Source organism: Micromonospora sp. HK10, from assembly GCF_000982955.1.
Classification (GTDB): domain Bacteria; phylum Actinomycetota; class Actinomycetes; order Mycobacteriales; family Micromonosporaceae; genus Micromonospora.
On sequence record NZ_KQ058827.1, the window covers coordinates 1 to 14,904 of the forward strand.

The following is a 14,904-nucleotide window of genomic DNA, read 5'->3' on the forward strand; positions in this document are numbered from 1 at the left end:
AGAGAGTGTTGTGATACCTGGACGTGATCTTTGCTGACTGTGTCGGCGAAGATCACGTCTGTGTCGCTGTGTCTGTAAACCGGCCTACGACTCGTCGTTGACGGATGGGCAGTGGGCGGTGATCGAGCCGTTGTTGCCGGTGCGGGATCCGCGTCGGGGTGGTCGGCCGTTGCGGTATCCGCGCCGGTTGGTCATCGACACGATCCTGTACGTGCTGCGGACCGGTACTGCGTGGCGACACGTGCCGCACGATCTGGCGCCGTGGGACGTGGCGTATCGGTGGTTTCGGTGCTGGAGTGCCGACGGAACCTGGGACCGGGTGCATGACCGGCTGCGGGACGCGGTGCGGGTGGCTGAGGGGCGTGATCCGCAGCCGTCGGCGGCGGTGTTGGACTCGCAGACCGCGCACAGCCATCAGGGTGGTGAGGCGATCGGCTACGACGCCGGTAAACGCACGCGGGGTCGTAAGCGGCATGTCCTGGTCGACACCTGCGGGCTGCTCCTGCGGGCGGTCGTGCATTCCGCGTCGATCCAGGAGCGTGCCGGAGCCAAGCTGGTCCTGGCGGGGATCACCGAGACGTTCCCGCTACTGGGTCTGGTCTGGGCCGACGCCGGCTACGTCAACCGTGTCGATGCGGGGCTGCTGGCCTGGGCGCGCACGCACGCCGGTGTCGACCTGCAGATCGTGGCCCGCAACGCCGACGTGAAAGGCTTCCAGGTGCTACCCCGCAGGTGGGTGGTGGAACGAACCTTTGCCTGGTTGGGACGGTGCAGACGGTTGGCCCGCGACTACGAACGCAAGCCCGCGCACGCCGAAGCGATGATCAAAGTGGCCATGATCCGGCTGATGGCCGCCCGCCTCGCCGGCGAGGACATCGAACCGCAGGGCCCGATCGAGACCGAGGCAGCCCGACGTCTCGATGACGAACTCAACCAGAAGTAGTCACCGGGTTACCCAACACTCTCTCAGGTGAGCGGCGGCTCAGCGGACGCTGCGGGCGAACTGGCGGGCGGCCCAGACCACCCCGGCGACGGCGAGCACCGCGACGATCGCGAGGCCCTGCCAGACCTTGTCGTTGCCCAGGTCACCGGCGAAGAGCGCCCGGGTGCCGTCGACCGCCCAGGAGAACGGGTTCCACTTGGCGATGCCCTGGAGCCAACCGGGGGCGTACAGCAGCGGCAGCAGGATGCCGGAGAGCAGCAGCACCGGCTGGGCGACGGTGTTCATCAGTGGCGCGAGCGCGTCCTCGCTCTTGACCTTGAGCGCGACGCCGTAGGAGACGGCCGAGGTCATCAGCGCGATCAGCGCCAGCATCAGGTACGCGAGCAGCAGGTAGCCGAGGTTGACGCGCAGGTCGAACAGGAGCGCCAGCAGGGTGATGATGATCGCCTGCACGATCAGCGAGACCACGTCGCGCAGCGAGCGGCCGAGCAGCAGGGCGAGCCGGCTGACCGGGGTGACCCGGGACCGCTCGATCACCCCGGCGCGCAGCTCGGCGATCAGACCGAAGCCCTGGAACAGGCCGCCGAAGATGGCCAGCAGCACCAGCAGGCCGGGCACGAAGATCTTGTACGCGGCGGCCTGGGTGGGCGCGTTCAGCGCCGGCTTGAGCAGCGGGGCGAAGAGCAGCAGGTACATCACCGGCTGGAAGACGCCGACGAAGAGCCAGACGGGGTTGCGCAGCAGCAGCAGGATCTGGCGCTGGAAGATGAGCCAGGTGTCGCGGGCGAGTTTCATGGGTGCTCCCGTCGGTCAGGACTCGCGCAGCGAGCGGCCGGTCTTGGTGAGGAAGACGTCGTCGAGGCTGGGGCGGTGCAGCTCGACGGAGCGCAGGTCCAGCCCGGCGCCGTCGAGGCGGCGCAGCACCTGCGGGATGGCGGTGGCGCCCTCGTCCACGTAGAGGCGCAGGCCGCCCTCGTCGACGGTCTCCAGCTTGGTGACGTACCCCTCGGTGTCGAGCAACTCGGCGGCGCGCGGCGTGCTCGCGGCGTCGAGCCCGACGAGCAGCACCTCGCCGGAGATCTCCCGCTTCAGCTCGGCCGGGGTGCCCTCCGCGACCACCTCGCCGTGATCCATGATCGCGATCCGGTCGCAGAGCGCGTCCGCCTCGTCGAGGTAGTGCGTGGTGATGAAGACGGTCATCCCCTCGGTGCGCAGCCGGCGGATCTCGTCCCACATGTGCGCGCGGCTCTGCGGGTCGAGGCCGGTGGTCGGCTCGTCCAGGAAGACGATCTTCGGCTCGTGGATGATGCCGAGGGCGATGTCCACCCGGCGGCGCTGGCCGCCGGAGTAGGTCTTGCACTTGCGGTCGGCGTACTCGCTGAGCTGGAAGGCGTCCAGGGCGCGGGTGGCGCGGCGGTGCGCCTCCGCCTTGCTGATGCCGTAGAGCCGGGCGTGCAGCACCAGCTCCTCCCGCGCGGTGGACTCGTCCCAGGTGCTGCCGCCCTGGGCCACGTAGCCGATCCGGCGGCGCACCTCGGCCGGGTCCTTGCGCAGGTCGGCCCCGGCGATGGTGGCCTCCCCACCGTCCGGCTCGATGAGGGTGGCGAGCATCCGCAGGGTGGTGGTCTTGCCGGCGCCGTTGGGGCCAAGGAAACCGAAGATCTCGCCCTCGGCGACCTCCAGGTTGACCCCCCGGACCGCGTCCACGGTCTTCGTCTCGCGACCCGCCCGGGAGCGGAACGACTTCCGCAACCCCCTGGTCTCGATCATGTCTGCTCCTGGTCGTCCGGGCCGGACGGGACCGGCCGCTGGTCGTCCGCCAGGAGGACAGCCCACTCCCCGGCGGTTCCCGGTGACACTAACGCGATATAACTTTTTTAGTCAACGTTGATTATTCCGGCTGGCCCGCGCCGTCCGTCCGGTCGGACCACCCCTCGGCCCGGTCCATTCCAGCGGGCAGGTACGACACTCCGGACTCGATCCGCTCGGCGATCCGCTCGCACCAGGCCATCTCCGCCTCGGCGCGGGCCAGCCAGAGCTCGAACATCCACCCGACGTGCACCGGCTTGCGGTTCCGCACCCAGTCGGAGTCCAACGAGGCGCGCATCGACTCGACACCGGCCCGGATCAGATTGCCCCGGTTGCGCAACGCCGCCGCCGCCTCGTCGCGCGGCATCGCGGGCAGGAAGGAGAACGCCGCCACGAAGGGGTCGGTCGGCTCGTTCAACTGCCACCACTGGGCCCGCAGCAGCGTCTCGAACTCCTCGTCGCCCTTCGGGGTCACCTCGTACGTGGTGCGGGCGGGGCGGGCGCCGACCTGCTCGACCGAGACCGGGCGGAGCAGCCCCTCGTCGGTGAGCTTGCGCAGGGCGTGGTAGATCGATCCCGGTTGCACGTTGGCCCACTTGTCCGCGCTCCAACTCAGCAGCTCACGGCGTACGTCGTAGCCGTGCACCGGCTGCATCCAGCGGACCAGCCCCAGGATCATCATTCGGGTTGCCGACACCCGACAAGCGTAATAACCAAACTTGACTAAGCGAGGTCGGGACAGTGCCACATCCCACACTGAGCGACCGTTAGGGCCTTCAAGGAGGGCCGATACACTCCCGGCTATCGACCCCCGGGAGGAGCCACCAAGGTGCGCAAGGTACTCATCGCCAACCGCGGCGAGATCGCCGTCCGCGTCATCCGCGCCTGCCGCGACGCCGGGTTGGAGAGCGTCGCGGTGTACGCGGACTCCGACCGGGACGCGCTGCACGCCACCCTGGCGGACGAGGCGTACGCCCTGGGCGGCGACACGGCGGCCGACAGCTACCTGCGGATCGACAAGCTGATCGACGTCGCCGGCAAGGCCGGCGCGGACGCCGTGCACCCCGGCTACGGATTCCTCTCCGAGAACGCCGACTTCGCCCAGGCCGTCATCGACGCCGGGCTGACCTGGATCGGGCCCACCCCGCAGGCGATCCGCGACCTGGGCGACAAGGTGACCGCCCGGCACATCGCCCAGCGCGCCGGCGCGCCGCTGGTCCCCGGCACCCCGGACCCGGTCGCGAACGCCGACGAGGTGATGGCCTTCGCGGTCGACCACGGCCTGCCGGTGGCCATCAAGGCCGCCTTCGGCGGCGGCGGGCGCGGCCTCAAGGTGGCCCGCACCATGGAGGAGATCCCGCACCTGTTCGAGTCGGCGACCCGCGAGGCGGTCGCCGCGTTCGGCCGGGGCGAGTGCTTCGTGGAGCGCTACCTGGACCAGCCCCGCCACGTGGAGGCGCAGGTCCTCGCCGACCAGCACGGCAACGTGATCGTCGTCGGCACCCGGGACTGCTCGCTGCAGCGCCGGCACCAGAAGCTGGTCGAGGAGGCTCCGGCACCGTTCCTCACCGAGGCCCAGCGCCGGCAGATCCACGACAGCGCCAAGGCGATCTGCCGGGAGGCCGGCTACCACGGTGCCGGCACGGTCGAATATCTGGTCGGCGCCGACGGCACCATCTCGTTCCTCGAGGTCAACACCCGGCTCCAGGTGGAGCACCCGGTCACCGAGGAGACCGCCGGCATCGACCTGGTGCGCGAGCAGTTCCGGATCGCCGACGGCGAGAAGCTGCGCTTCACCGAGGACCCCACCCCGCGCGGGCACGCCATCGAATTCCGGATCAACGGCGAGGACCCGGGCCGCAACTTCCTGCCCGCGCCCGGCAGCATCACGGCGCTGCGGCTGCCCAGCGGTCCGGGCGTCCGGGTGGACACCGGCGTCTCGGCCGGGGACGTGGTCGGCGGCAACTTCGACTCGCTGCTGGCCAAGGTGATCATCGTCGGCGAGACCCGGACCGAGGCCCTGGAGCGGGCCCGCCGGGCGCTGGACGAGATGGTGGTGGAGGGCATGGCCACGGCGCTGCCGTTCCACCGCCTGGTGGTCCGGGACGACGCGTTCACCGCCGAGCCGTTCCGGGTGCACACCCGCTGGATCGAGACCGAGTTCGACAACACCGTGCCGGCCTTTGCCGCCCCCGCCGGCGCCGTCGAGGGCCCGGCCGAGCGGGAGACCGTCGTGGTCGAGGTCGGTGGCAAGCGCCTGGAGGTGGTCCTCCCCGCCGGCCTCGGCGCGGGTACGACCACCGCCGCGCCCGCCGCGAAGAAGCCGGGCCGCCGGGGCGGGGGCGCCAAGGCCGGCGCCGCGGTCAGCGGCGACGCGCTCACCTCCCCCATGCAGGGCACCATCGTCAAGATCGCCGTGGCGGACGGGGACACCGTCGCCGAGGGCGACCTGGTCGTCGTGCTGGAGGCGATGAAGATGGAGCAGCCGCTGCACGCGCACAAGGCGGGCACGGTCAGCGGCCTCGCCGCCGAGGTCGGTGCCGTGATCACCGCCGGCGCCCCCATCTGCACCATCGCCTGAGCACGCCCCACGAACGGCCCGGCTCCGACCGGGCCGTTCGGGTTGACCCGGCGACGAGATGACGCCCTGGACCGACATGCCGCTGAGGCATAAAGCTGCCTCGGCGGCATATCGCTCTCCCGGGCACTCGCGTCCGGCGGATGACCCGCCGGGGCAGGAGACCGGAGCGGCGCGGCCGCCGGGACGCGCTGCGAGCCGGGGGCGGTGCCGGTTGCCGAGCGGCGAGGGTGGTTTGGGCCACCAGCGCGGGCGGGAGCGGACACCAGCGGGAATGATGGCCGGGTGCGGTTCCTTCACGGCGCGGTCCCCGCGCACGACCTGACCTACAACGACGTCTTCATGGCGCCCAACCGCTCCGAGGTGGGCTCCCGGCTCGACGTCGACCTGGCCACGGCCGACGGCACCGGCACCACGATCCCGCTGGTGGTGGCGAACATGACCGCGGTGGCCGGACGGCGGATGGCCGAGACGGTGGCCCGGCGCGGCGCCATCGCGGTGATCCCCCAGGACATCCCGATCGAGGTGGTGGCGAACGTCGTCGCCTGGGTGAAGCAGCGCCACCTGGTGCACGACACGGCGATCACCCTCGGCCCCACGGACACCGTCGGCGACGCGATCCACCTGTTGCCGAAGCGCTCGCACGGCGCGGTGATCGTGGTGGACGCCGAACGCCGGCCGGTGGGTGTGGTCACCGAGGCGGACACCGTGGGCGTGGACCGCTTCGCCCAGCTCCGGCACGTCATGTCGACCGAGCTGCACACCGTGCCGGCGGACGCGGACCCGCGTACCGGCTTCGACCGGCTCTCCGCGGGCCGCCGCCGGCTCGCTCCGGTGGTGGACGGGCAGGGACGGCTGGTGGGCGTGCTGACCCGGCAGGGCGCGCTGCGCGCCACGCTCTACACCCCGGCGGTGGACGACCGGGGGCGGCTGCGGATCGCCGCGGCGGTGGGCATCAACGGCGACGTGACCGGCAAGGCCGCCGCCCTGCTGGAGGCCGGGGTGGACACCCTCGTGGTGGACACCGCCCACGGCCACCAGGAGCGGATGATCTCCGCGCTGCGGGCGGTGCGCAAGCTCGATCCGGCGGTCCCGGTGGCGGCCGGCAACGTGGTCACCGCCGACGGCGTACGCGACCTGGTGGCGGCGGGCGCCGACATCATCAAGGTCGGGGTCGGGCCGGGCGCGATGTGCACCACCCGGATGATGACCGGCGTGGGCCGGCCCCAGTTCTCCGCGGTCCTCGACTGCGCCGCGGCGGCGCGCGCGCTCGGCCGCCACGTCTGGGCCGACGGCGGGGTACGGCATCCCCGGGACGTGGCGCTGGCGCTCGCCGCGGGCGCCTCGAACGTGATGATCGGTTCCTGGTTCGCCGGCACCTACGAGTCCCCCGGTGACCTGTACACCGACGCGGACGGCCGGCGCTACAAGGAGAGCTTCGGCATGGCGTCGGCCCGCGCGGTCAGCGCCCGGACGGCCGAGGACAGCGCGTTCGACCGGGCCCGGAAGGCGATCTTCGAGGAGGGCATCTCCACTGCGCGGATGTACCTCGACCCGTCCCGCCCGGGGGTGGAGGACCTGATCGACGAGATCATCTCCGGGGTGCGCAGCGCGTTCACGTACGCCGGCGCGCGCAGTCTGGAGGAGTTCCACGAGCGCGCCCTGGTCGGGGTGCAGAGTGCCGCCGGCTACACCGAGGGCATGCCGCTGCCGACCAGTTGGTGATTCCGGGGCGCCGGCTCAGGCGAAGAGCCGCCCGATCACGCTCCGGGCGGCGGCCTGCGGGTCCCCGCCGACCCGGGGCGGCAGCGCGCCGGCGAGCCAGAGGGTGGCGAAGCCGTGCACGATCGACCAGGCGGCCAGCGCGTCCGCGTCCCGCTGCCCTCCGGTGCGCCGGGCCACCCCGCCGCGCAGCAGTTCGCCGGCACGGGCGCGGGCGGCCACCAGCTCGGGGTCGTCGGCCCGGTACAGCTCGGGCCGGAACATGACGTCGAAGTGCGCCCGGTGCCGCACGGCGAATCCGACGTAGGCCACGCCGGCGTCGAGCAGGTCCCCGTCGGCGGCGCGGAGCGCGTCGGCCAGCAGGTCGAAGCCCTGCGTGGCGAGCGCGGTGAGCAGGCCGGCCTTGTCCCCGAAGTGGTGCGCGGGCGCGGCGTGCGAGACGCCGGCCCGGCGGGCCAGGTCCCGCATGCTCAGCGCGGCCGGCCCGGACTCGGCGATCGCCGCCGCGGCGGTGGTCAGCAGGACCCGGCGCAGATCGCCATGGTGGTAGGAGGCCATGCCCCACCCTAACTTGTCATTGACAAGATGGCATCGCGGGCGACAATCTTGTCGGCGACAAGATTCGTCGTCGAAGGGACACGTGGTGGCACCCCTCATCGCACTTCTCACCGGCACCGCTCTGGCCCGGGTCGCCGGCCTGCTCGGCGTGGCCGCGCTGGACGGGTGGCACCCCGCCCTGCGGGTCGGGCTGGCGCTGATGTTCCTGCTGACCGGCGTGGCGCACTTCGCGTCCCGCCGGGCCGACCTGATCGCCATGGTCCCGCCCGCGCTGCCCCGGCCCGACCTGCTGGTCACGCTCACCGGCGTGCTGGAGTTGGCCGGCGCGCTCGCCCTGCTGCCGCCGGCCACCGCGCGCTGGGCGGCGGCCGGGCTGGCGCTGCTGATGCTGGCCATGTTTCCGGCGAACGTGTCGGCCGCCCGCCGCCGGCTCACCCTCGCCGGCCGGCCGGTGACCCCGCTGGCCGCGCGCACCGCGCTCCAGATCGTCTTCGTGGCCGCCGCGCTGGCGGTCGCGCTCGGCAACTGAACCGCCGGCCGCCGCGGCGCCCCCGGGTCAGCCAGGCCGCACGGGCCACGCTCGGGCAGGGGCCGCCCGGCCCGGTTCGGCCAGGCGGAGTTCAGGCCCGGGCCGGTTCCGCCTCGACGGGCGGGGCATCCCCGGTCGCCTCGGCGCCTACCCTCGGCAGCCGCAGGCAGGCGACCAGACCGACCAGCAGGAACCCGGCCGCCGCGAAGGCGGCGTAGCGGGTGGCGTCGGAGAAGGCCTGCTTCGCCTCCTCGGCGATCGGCGCGGTACGCGGGTCCGCCGCCAGCCCGTTGATCGCCGCGCCGGCGCTCTCCTTGACCGCGCTCACCACCTGGTCCCGCTGCGCGGGGCTGAGGTCCGGCCGGTCGGCCAGGCGGTCGCCCAGCAGCCCGCCGAGACCGGCGAAGAGCACGGTGCCGAGCACCGCGATGCCGAGCGCCGAGCCGACCTGCCGGGCGGTGCTCTGCAACCCGGATCCCTGCCCGCTGCGCCGGACCGGCACCTCGGACAGGGACACACCGGTGAGCTGCGCGGTGGCCAGGCCGACGCCGACGCCGTAGATGAAGAGGAACGCCAGCGGCGTCCACCAGCGGGTGTCCGGGGCGACCACGAACCCCAGCCCGGCGACGCCGACCAGCTCGGCGGCGACGCCGAGCTGGACCGCCCGGGGCGCGCCCCAGCGCCGGGCCAGCGGGGTGACCATGCCGCTGGCCAGGAAGCTGCCGAGGGCGAGCGGCAGCAGCGCCAGGCCGGTCCGGAAGGCGCTGTAGCCGAGCACGTTCTGGAACCACAGCGGCAACGCGAAGAGCAGGCCGAACTCGCCCAGGCTCACGATCGCGGCGGCCAGGATGCCATTGCGGAACGAGCGGATGCCGAACAGCGACAGGTCGAGCAGCGCGGGGCGGCCGGCGCGGTTGCGGCGTACCTGGTGGGCCAGGAAGACCCCGAGCGCGACGAGCCCCACCAGCGCGGCCACCGGCACCGGCGAGATGCCGGCGGTCCAGTCCAGGCCGAACAGATTGAACGGCCGTTCCCGCTGCCACCAGCCGTAGGTGCGGCCCTCGATCAGCGCGAAGACCACGCCCGTCATGCCGATGACGGAGAGCAGCGCGCCGAGCAGGTCCAGGCCGCGCTCGGCCCGCTCGTCGCGGGATTCGGCGACCAGCACCAGCGTCGCCACGATCACGGCCAGGCTGACCGGGACGTTGATGCCGAACGCCCAGCGCCAGGAGTAGGTGGTGGTGAGCCAGCCACCGAGCAGCGGCCCGAACGCGGCCGCACCACCGATCGTGGAACCCCAGACGGCGAACGCGATGCCCTTCTCCCGGCCGGTGAAGTTGGCGTTGAGCAGGGAGAGCGAGGTGGGCAGCATCATCGCGCCGCCGATGCCCTGCAGCACCCGGGCGGCGATCAGCGTCTCGCCGGAGCCGGCGAGCGCCGCGAGCACGCTGGCCACCACGAACACGGTGACCCCGACGAGGAACAGCCGCCGCCGCCCGGACCGGTCCGCGAACCGGCCGGCGACCAGCAGCAACGCGGCGAAGACCAGGGTGTACGCCTCCTGCACCCACTGCGCGTCGGTGGAGGTGATGTCGAGGTCCCGGATGATCTGCGGCACCGCGACGTTCACGATGGTGGCGTCCACGATGATCATCGCTACGCCGAGGCTGATGGCCAGCAACCCGAACCAGCGTCCGCGCCCGTCGCCGCGCATTGCTCCCCCTCCTGTTAGCTAGATTTTCTAGCTACCGAGATGCTAGCTTTATCTCCATGGAGGGGGTGCCGTCAACCGGAGGGGCCGCGCCGGCCCCGCCGCCGAGCAGCGAGGCCGCCCGGGCGCTGCGTGAGGTGCTGCGGATCGCCGGGGACACCCGGGCCGCGCTGGCCCGCCGGCTGGGCATCGGCGCCACCGACGCGGCGGCCATCGACCACCTGGTCTCCAGCCCCGAGCCGCTGGGACCGGTCGAGTTGGGCAACCGGCTCGGCATCCGGTCCGCCTCGGCCACCGCCCTGGTCGACCGGCTGGCGCAGGCGGGACACGTCGCCCGGAAACCGCACCCGCACGACCGCCGGCGGCTCAGCCTCCAGGTGACCGAGGGCGCGGTCGGCGAGGCGCTGGACGCGCTGCGGCCCATGCTGGTCGGCGTCGACCGTGCGGTCGCCCGGCTCACCCCCGAGCAGGCCGAGGCCACCGCCGCGTTCCTGCGGGAGGTCGCCCAGGTGATGCGGGACTACGTCGCCGACACGCCGGACGAGCCGCCGGGGAGCCGCGCCGACCGCGGCTGACGGGTTTTCGAAATTAGTTTGGGCCCTGATGGTCCGGGAGCTAATCTAGCGCCCGTGAACATGGGACCCCTCGTCCGCTTCCCCGACGCGCTGCACCACGCGCCGCTCGGCCGGCTCGTCTCCATCGCCGGCCACGTGGTCGAACAGCACTGGGGGCGCTACCTCGCCGAGCACCACGGGCTCACCTCGGCCGGCATGCGGGTACTGCTCGTCCTGCTCCGCGCCGGCGACAGCAGCCACCGGGAAATGGCGGAGCATTGCTTCGTCCGGCCGGCTACCCTCACCGGCATCGTCGACACGCTCGAACGCGACGGCTTCGTCACCCGCCAGCGGGACCCGAACGACCGGCGCAGCATCCAGCTCACGCTGACCGGCAAGGGGCGCGAGCGTGCCCTCGCGATCATCGATCTGATCCACAGCGACCGCCCGCTCACCTCGGTCGACGCCGACCCGGCAAAGAAGACGGTCATCCGCGAGTTCCTGATCGAAGTCATCACGTCCATGTCCGACGGGGAGGTTCGCCGGTTGAACCGGGACAGCGAGTCCACCACCGAGACGCCATCGGGGAGCAGCCCGTGCTGATCCGTCTACTCCGCACCCACCTCCGGCCGTACCGGGGGCCGCTGGCCGCAGTGGTGGCCTTCCAGTTCGTCGGCACGCTGGCCTCGCTCTACCTGCCGAGCCTCAACGCCGACATCATCGACCGCGGCGTCGCCCTCGGCGACACCGACCAGATCCTGCGTACGGGCGGCTGGATGCTGCTGGTCAGCCTGCTCCAGATCGCCTGCTCGATCGCCGCCGTCTACCTGGGCGCCCGGACCGCGATGGGCTTCGGCCGGGACGTGCGTGGCGCGATCTTCCACCACGTCAACCGGTTCTCCGCCCGCGAGGTGGCCCACTTCGGCGCCCCCTCGCTGATCACCCGCAACACCAACGACGTCCAGCAGGTGCAGATGCTCGTGCTGCTCAGCTGCACGATGCTGGTCGCCGCGCCGATCATGAGCGTCGGCGGGGTGGTGATGGCGCTGCGCGAGGACGTCGGGCTCTCCTGGCTGATGCTGGTCAGCGTGCCGGTCCTGGCGGTGGCGCTGGGCCTGCTCACCCGCCGGATGGTGCCGGCCTTCCGGCTCATGCAGACCCGGATCGACACGGTCAACCGGGTGCTGCGCGAGCAGATCACCGGCATCCGGGTGGTCCGCGCCTTCGTCCGCGAGCCGTACGAGACGAAGCGCTTCGGGGTCGCGAACGCCGACCTGACCGCGACCGCCCTGCGGATCGGCCGGCTCCAGGTGCTGATCTTCCCCACCGTGATGCTGGTACTCAACGTCTCCAGCGTGGCGGTGCTCTGGTTCGGCGCCGGCCGGGTCGACTCCGGTCAGATCGAGATCGGCGCCCTCACCGCCTTCCTCCAGTACCTGATGCAGATCCTGATGGCGGTCATGATGGCCACCTTCATGCTGATGATGGTGCCCCGGGCCGCGGTCTGCGCCGAACGCATCGTCGAGGTGCTGGACACCGACTCCTCGGTGGTGCCGCCCGAGCGGCCGGTGACCGAGGTGACCGGCCAGGGCGAGCTGGAGCTGCGCGGGGTCGGCTTCCAGTACCCCGGCGCCAGCGCCCCGGTGCTGCACGACATCTCGTTCCGGGCCGGGCCCGGCCGCACCACCGCCATCATCGGGTCCACCGGCGCGGGCAAGACCACCCTGCTCACCCTGATCCCCCGGCTGGTCGACCCGACCGCCGGCGCGGTCCTGGTCGACGGCGTGGACGTCCGGGAGCTGGCCGCCGAGGAGCTGTGGCGGCGGATCGGGCTGGTGCCCCAACGGCCATACCTGTTCACCGGCACGGTGGCCAGCAACCTCCGCTACGGGAACCCGGACGCCACCGACGCCGACCTCTGGGCGGCACTGGAGATCGCCCAGGCCCGCGACTTCGTGGCGGAGATGCCCGGCGGGCTGGAGGCGCCGATCGCGCAGGGCGGCACGAACGTCTCCGGCGGGCAGCGGCAGCGGCTGGCCATCGCCCGCGCGCTGGTCCGCAAGCCGGAGATCTACCTCTTCGACGACTCGTTCTCCGCGCTCGACCTCGGCACCGACGCCCGGCTGCGGGCCGCGCTCAAGCCGGTCACCGCGGACGCGGCGGTGGTGATCGTGGCCCAGCGGGTCTCCACGATCGTCGACGCCGACCAGATCATCGTGCTCGAGGACGGCGCCGTCGTCGGGATGGGCCGACACGACGAGCTGGTGCAGACCTGTCCCACGTACGCCGAGATCGTGGCGTCCCAGCAGACCGCGGAGGTGCCCGCATGACGGCGGTGCAGGACAAGGAGGCGCCGAAGCGGCTGCCACCCGGCGGCCGGCGCGGCGGCCCGCCGCACATGAGCATGGGCATGCCCGCCGAGAAGGCGATGAACTTCGGGCCGTCCGCCCGCCGGCTGCTGGCCCGGCTGCGGCCGCACCGGGCGCGGATCAGCGCGGTGGTCGCGCTGGCCGTGGCCAGCGTCACGCTCAGCGTGATCGGGCCCAAGGTGCTCGGGCACGCCACCGACATCATCTTCAGCGGGCTGATCGGCCGGCGGCTGCCCGCCGGCACCACCGTCGAGCAGGCCGCGGCCGCCGCCCGGGCGGGCGGCAACGACAACTTCGCCGACATGCTGGCCCGGATGGACGTGGTGCCCGGCGTCGGCATCGACTTCGACCGGCTGGGCTCGGTGCTGGCCCTCGCGGTGCTCCTCTACCTGGGCGCGAGCGTGCTCATGTGGGGGCAGGGCTGGCTGCTCAACGACGTGGTGCAGGGGGCCGTGCTGCGGCTGCGGGCCGACGTGGAGGACAAGCTCAACCGGCTGCCGCTGCCCTACTTCGACCGGCAGCCCCGCGGTGAGCTGCTCAGCCGGGTCACCAACGACATCGACAACATCTCCCAGACCCTCCAGCAGACGCTCAGCCAGCTGCTCAACGCGCTGCTCACGGTCGTCGGCGTACTCATCATGATGGTCTGGATCTCGCCGCTGCTGGCCCTGGTGGCCCTGGTGGCGGTGCCGCTGTCGGTGGTGGTCACCAGCCAGATCGCGAAGCGCTCGCAGCGCAAGTTCATCGCCCAGTGGAAGCACACCGGCGAGCTGAACGGCCAGATCGAGGAGGCGTACACCGGGCACGAGCTGGTAAAGGTCTTCGGCCGGCAGAAGGAGGTGGAGGCCGCCTTCCGGGCCAAGAACGACGAGCTGTTCCAGGCCAGCTTCGGCGCGCAGTTCGTCTCCGGGATCATCATGCCGGCGATGTTCTTCATCGGGAACCTCAGCTACGTGGCGATCGCCGTGGTCGGCGGTCTCCGGGTCGCCTCGGGTTCGATGAGCCTCGGTGACGTGCAGGCGTTCATCCAGTACTCCCGCCAGTTCACCCAGCCGCTGACCCAGGTGGCCTCGATGGCCAACCTGCTCCAGTCCGGGGTGGCCTCGGCCGAGCGGGTCTTCGCGGTGCTCGACGCCGACGAGCAGAGCCCGGAGCCGGCCGAGCCGGACCGGATCGCCGAACCGCACGGCCGCGTCGAGTTCGAGCACGTCTCCTTCCGGTACACGCCCGACAAGCCGCTCATCGACGACCTGTCCCTGGTCGCCGAGCCGGGCCACACGGTGGCCATCGTCGGCCCGACCGGTGCCGGCAAGACCACCCTGGTCAACCTGGTCATGCGCTTCTACGAGCTGGACGCCGGCCGGATCACGCTCGACGGGGTGGACATCACCACGCTGCGCCGCGACGAACTGCGCGGCCGGATCGGCATGGTGCTCCAGGACACCTGGCTGTTCGGCGGCACCATCCGGGACAACATCGCGTACGGCCGGCCGGACGCCACCGAGGAGGAGATCCTCGCCGCGGCCCGGGCCACCTTCGTGGACCGCTTCGTGCGCAGCCTCCCCGACGGGTACGACACCGTGATCGACGAGGAGGGCAGCAACGTCAGCGCCGGCGAGAAGCAGCTCATCACCATCGCCCGGGCGTTCCTGGCCGAGCCGTCGCTGCTCATCCTGGACGAGGCGACCAGCTCGGTGGACACCCGCACCGAGGTGCTGCTCCAGCGAGCCATGGCGGCGCTGCGCTCGGACCGGACCAGCTTCGTCATCGCCCACCGGCTCTCCACCATCCGGGACGCCGACCTGATCCTCATGATGGAGCAGGGCCGGATCGTCGAGCAGGGCACCCACGACCAGCTCCTCGCCGCCGACGGCGCGTACGCCCGGCTGTACCGGTCGCAGTTCACCGGCGCGGCGGTCGACGAGGAGGACGCCACGGTGCCGGTGCCGGCGGCCCGGCCGGGCGGGACCCGTCCGGCGGCGGCGCCGGCCGGGAGCTGAGGTGAACGCCGGCCCGATACCGGCTCCCCGCCCGGACGGCGGGGAGCCGGTGCCGGGGTACCGACCGCCGGGCGCCCCGGGGCGCGCGGCGGTCGACGGGCCCCGGCGGGTCGGGGGCGGCCCCGTCGGCC

At 72.3% G+C, this 14,904-nt stretch carries 13 protein-coding genes; 8 read left to right on the forward strand and 5 right to left on the reverse strand.

The window, feature by feature from the left end; translation table 11 throughout:
- The first annotated feature begins 58 nt into the window (after window positions 1-58).
- A complete protein-coding gene (locus LQ51_RS15540; protein WP_116507727.1) occupies window positions 59-943 on the forward strand; it encodes an IS5 family transposase in 885 nt (294 codons plus the stop codon).
- Between the two features lie 39 nt (window positions 944-982).
- On the opposite strand, the gene LQ51_RS15545 is transcribed toward LQ51_RS15540, so the two are convergent.
- The 3 genes from LQ51_RS15545 to LQ51_RS15555 form a co-directional block, all read right to left on the reverse strand.
- Window positions 983-1,738, reverse strand: coding sequence for an ABC transporter permease (locus LQ51_RS15545; protein WP_046566429.1), 756 nt, complete (start codon window positions 1,736-1,738; stop codon window positions 983-985).
- A gap of 15 nt (window positions 1,739-1,753) precedes the next feature.
- Window positions 1,754-2,713 (reverse strand): ATP-binding cassette domain-containing protein, encoded by a 960-nt coding sequence (locus LQ51_RS15550; protein WP_046566431.1) that lies wholly within the window; start codon window positions 2,711-2,713, stop codon window positions 1,754-1,756.
- Window positions 2,714-2,834: 121 nt separating this feature from the next.
- Window positions 2,835-3,434, reverse strand: coding sequence for a PadR family transcriptional regulator (locus tag LQ51_RS15555; protein WP_046566433.1), 600 nt, complete (start codon window positions 3,432-3,434; stop codon window positions 2,835-2,837).
- Window positions 3,435-3,581: 147 nt separating this feature from the next.
- Here LQ51_RS15555 and LQ51_RS15560 point away from each other — a divergent pair, with 147 nt between their 5' ends.
- Both LQ51_RS15560 and LQ51_RS15565 read left to right on the forward strand, forming a co-directional pair.
- A complete protein-coding gene (locus LQ51_RS15560; RefSeq protein WP_046566434.1) occupies window positions 3,582-5,333 on the forward strand; it encodes an acetyl/propionyl/methylcrotonyl-CoA carboxylase subunit alpha in 1,752 nt (583 codons plus the stop codon).
- 282 nt (window positions 5,334-5,615) lie between these two features.
- On the forward strand, window positions 5,616-7,055 hold the full coding sequence (locus tag LQ51_RS15565) for a GuaB1 family IMP dehydrogenase-related protein (protein WP_046566436.1): 1,440 nt from the start codon (window positions 5,616-5,618) through the stop codon (window positions 7,053-7,055).
- Between the two features lie 15 nt (window positions 7,056-7,070).
- Here the strand turns inward: LQ51_RS15565 and LQ51_RS15570 are convergent, their stop codons facing one another.
- Window positions 7,071-7,610 carry a TetR/AcrR family transcriptional regulator gene (locus LQ51_RS15570; protein ID WP_046566438.1) on the reverse strand — a complete coding sequence of 180 codons (540 nt, stop codon included), beginning with the start codon at window positions 7,608-7,610 and terminating at the stop codon, window positions 7,071-7,073.
- 85 nt (window positions 7,611-7,695) lie between these two features.
- On the opposite strand from LQ51_RS15570, the gene LQ51_RS15575 reads away from it, so the two are divergent.
- A complete protein-coding gene (locus LQ51_RS15575) occupies window positions 7,696-8,139 on the forward strand; it encodes a DoxX family protein (RefSeq protein WP_046566485.1) in 444 nt (147 codons plus the stop codon).
- A 91-nt stretch (window positions 8,140-8,230) separates the two neighbouring features.
- On the opposite strand, the gene LQ51_RS15580 is transcribed toward LQ51_RS15575, so the two are convergent.
- Window positions 8,231-9,853, reverse strand: coding sequence for a DHA2 family efflux MFS transporter permease subunit (locus LQ51_RS15580; protein WP_046566440.1), 1,623 nt, complete (start codon window positions 9,851-9,853; stop codon window positions 8,231-8,233).
- Window positions 9,854-9,909: 56 nt separating this feature from the next.
- Here LQ51_RS15580 and LQ51_RS15585 point away from each other — a divergent pair, with 56 nt between their 5' ends.
- Genes LQ51_RS15585 through LQ51_RS15600 form a run of 4 tightly spaced genes read left to right on the forward strand, consistent with a single transcriptional unit; the run spans window position 9,910 to window position 14,773 of the window.
- On the forward strand, window positions 9,910-10,425 hold the full coding sequence (locus LQ51_RS15585) for a MarR family winged helix-turn-helix transcriptional regulator (RefSeq protein ID WP_046566442.1): 516 nt from the start codon (window positions 9,910-9,912) through the stop codon (window positions 10,423-10,425).
- 60 nt (window positions 10,426-10,485) lie between these two features.
- A complete protein-coding gene (locus LQ51_RS15590) occupies window positions 10,486-11,007 on the forward strand; it encodes a MarR family winged helix-turn-helix transcriptional regulator (RefSeq protein ID WP_046566486.1) in 522 nt (173 codons plus the stop codon).
- Complete coding sequence (locus tag LQ51_RS15595; RefSeq protein WP_046566444.1) at window positions 11,001-12,734, forward strand: ABC transporter ATP-binding protein; 1,734 nt, start codon at window positions 11,001-11,003, stop codon at window positions 12,732-12,734. The genes LQ51_RS15590 and LQ51_RS15595 overlap by 7 nt, the downstream gene beginning before the upstream one ends.
- Window positions 12,731-14,773, forward strand: coding sequence for an ABC transporter ATP-binding protein (locus LQ51_RS15600; RefSeq protein WP_046566446.1), 2,043 nt, complete (start codon window positions 12,731-12,733; stop codon window positions 14,771-14,773). The genes LQ51_RS15595 and LQ51_RS15600 overlap by 4 nt, the downstream gene beginning before the upstream one ends.
- Window positions 14,774-14,904: the final 131 nt, after the last annotated feature.

Bases quoted from the DNA above. Each gene is read 5' to 3' on its own strand.
- LQ51_RS15570 (WP_046566438.1), bottom strand. From the start codon at position 7,610: ATGGCCTCCTACCACCATGGCGATCTGCGCCGGGTCCTGCTGACCACC.
- LQ51_RS15585 (WP_046566442.1), top strand. From the start codon at position 9,910: ATGGAGGGGGTGCCGTCAACCGGAGGGGCCGCGCCGGCCCCGCCGCCG.
- LQ51_RS15590 (WP_046566486.1), top strand. From the start codon at position 10,486: ATGGGACCCCTCGTCCGCTTCCCCGACGCGCTGCACCACGCGCCGCTC.
- LQ51_RS15550 (WP_046566431.1), bottom strand. From the start codon at position 2,713: ATGATCGAGACCAGGGGGTTGCGGAAGTCGTTCCGCTCCCGGGCGGGT.
- LQ51_RS15545 (WP_046566429.1), bottom strand. From the start codon at position 1,738: ATGAAACTCGCCCGCGACACCTGGCTCATCTTCCAGCGCCAGATCCTG.
- LQ51_RS15600 (WP_046566446.1), top strand. From the start codon at position 12,731: ATGACGGCGGTGCAGGACAAGGAGGCGCCGAAGCGGCTGCCACCCGGC.
- LQ51_RS15580 (WP_046566440.1), bottom strand. From the start codon at position 9,853: ATGCGCGGCGACGGGCGCGGACGCTGGTTCGGGTTGCTGGCCATCAGC.
- LQ51_RS15555 (WP_046566433.1), bottom strand. From the start codon at position 3,434: ATGATGATCCTGGGGCTGGTCCGCTGGATGCAGCCGGTGCACGGCTAC.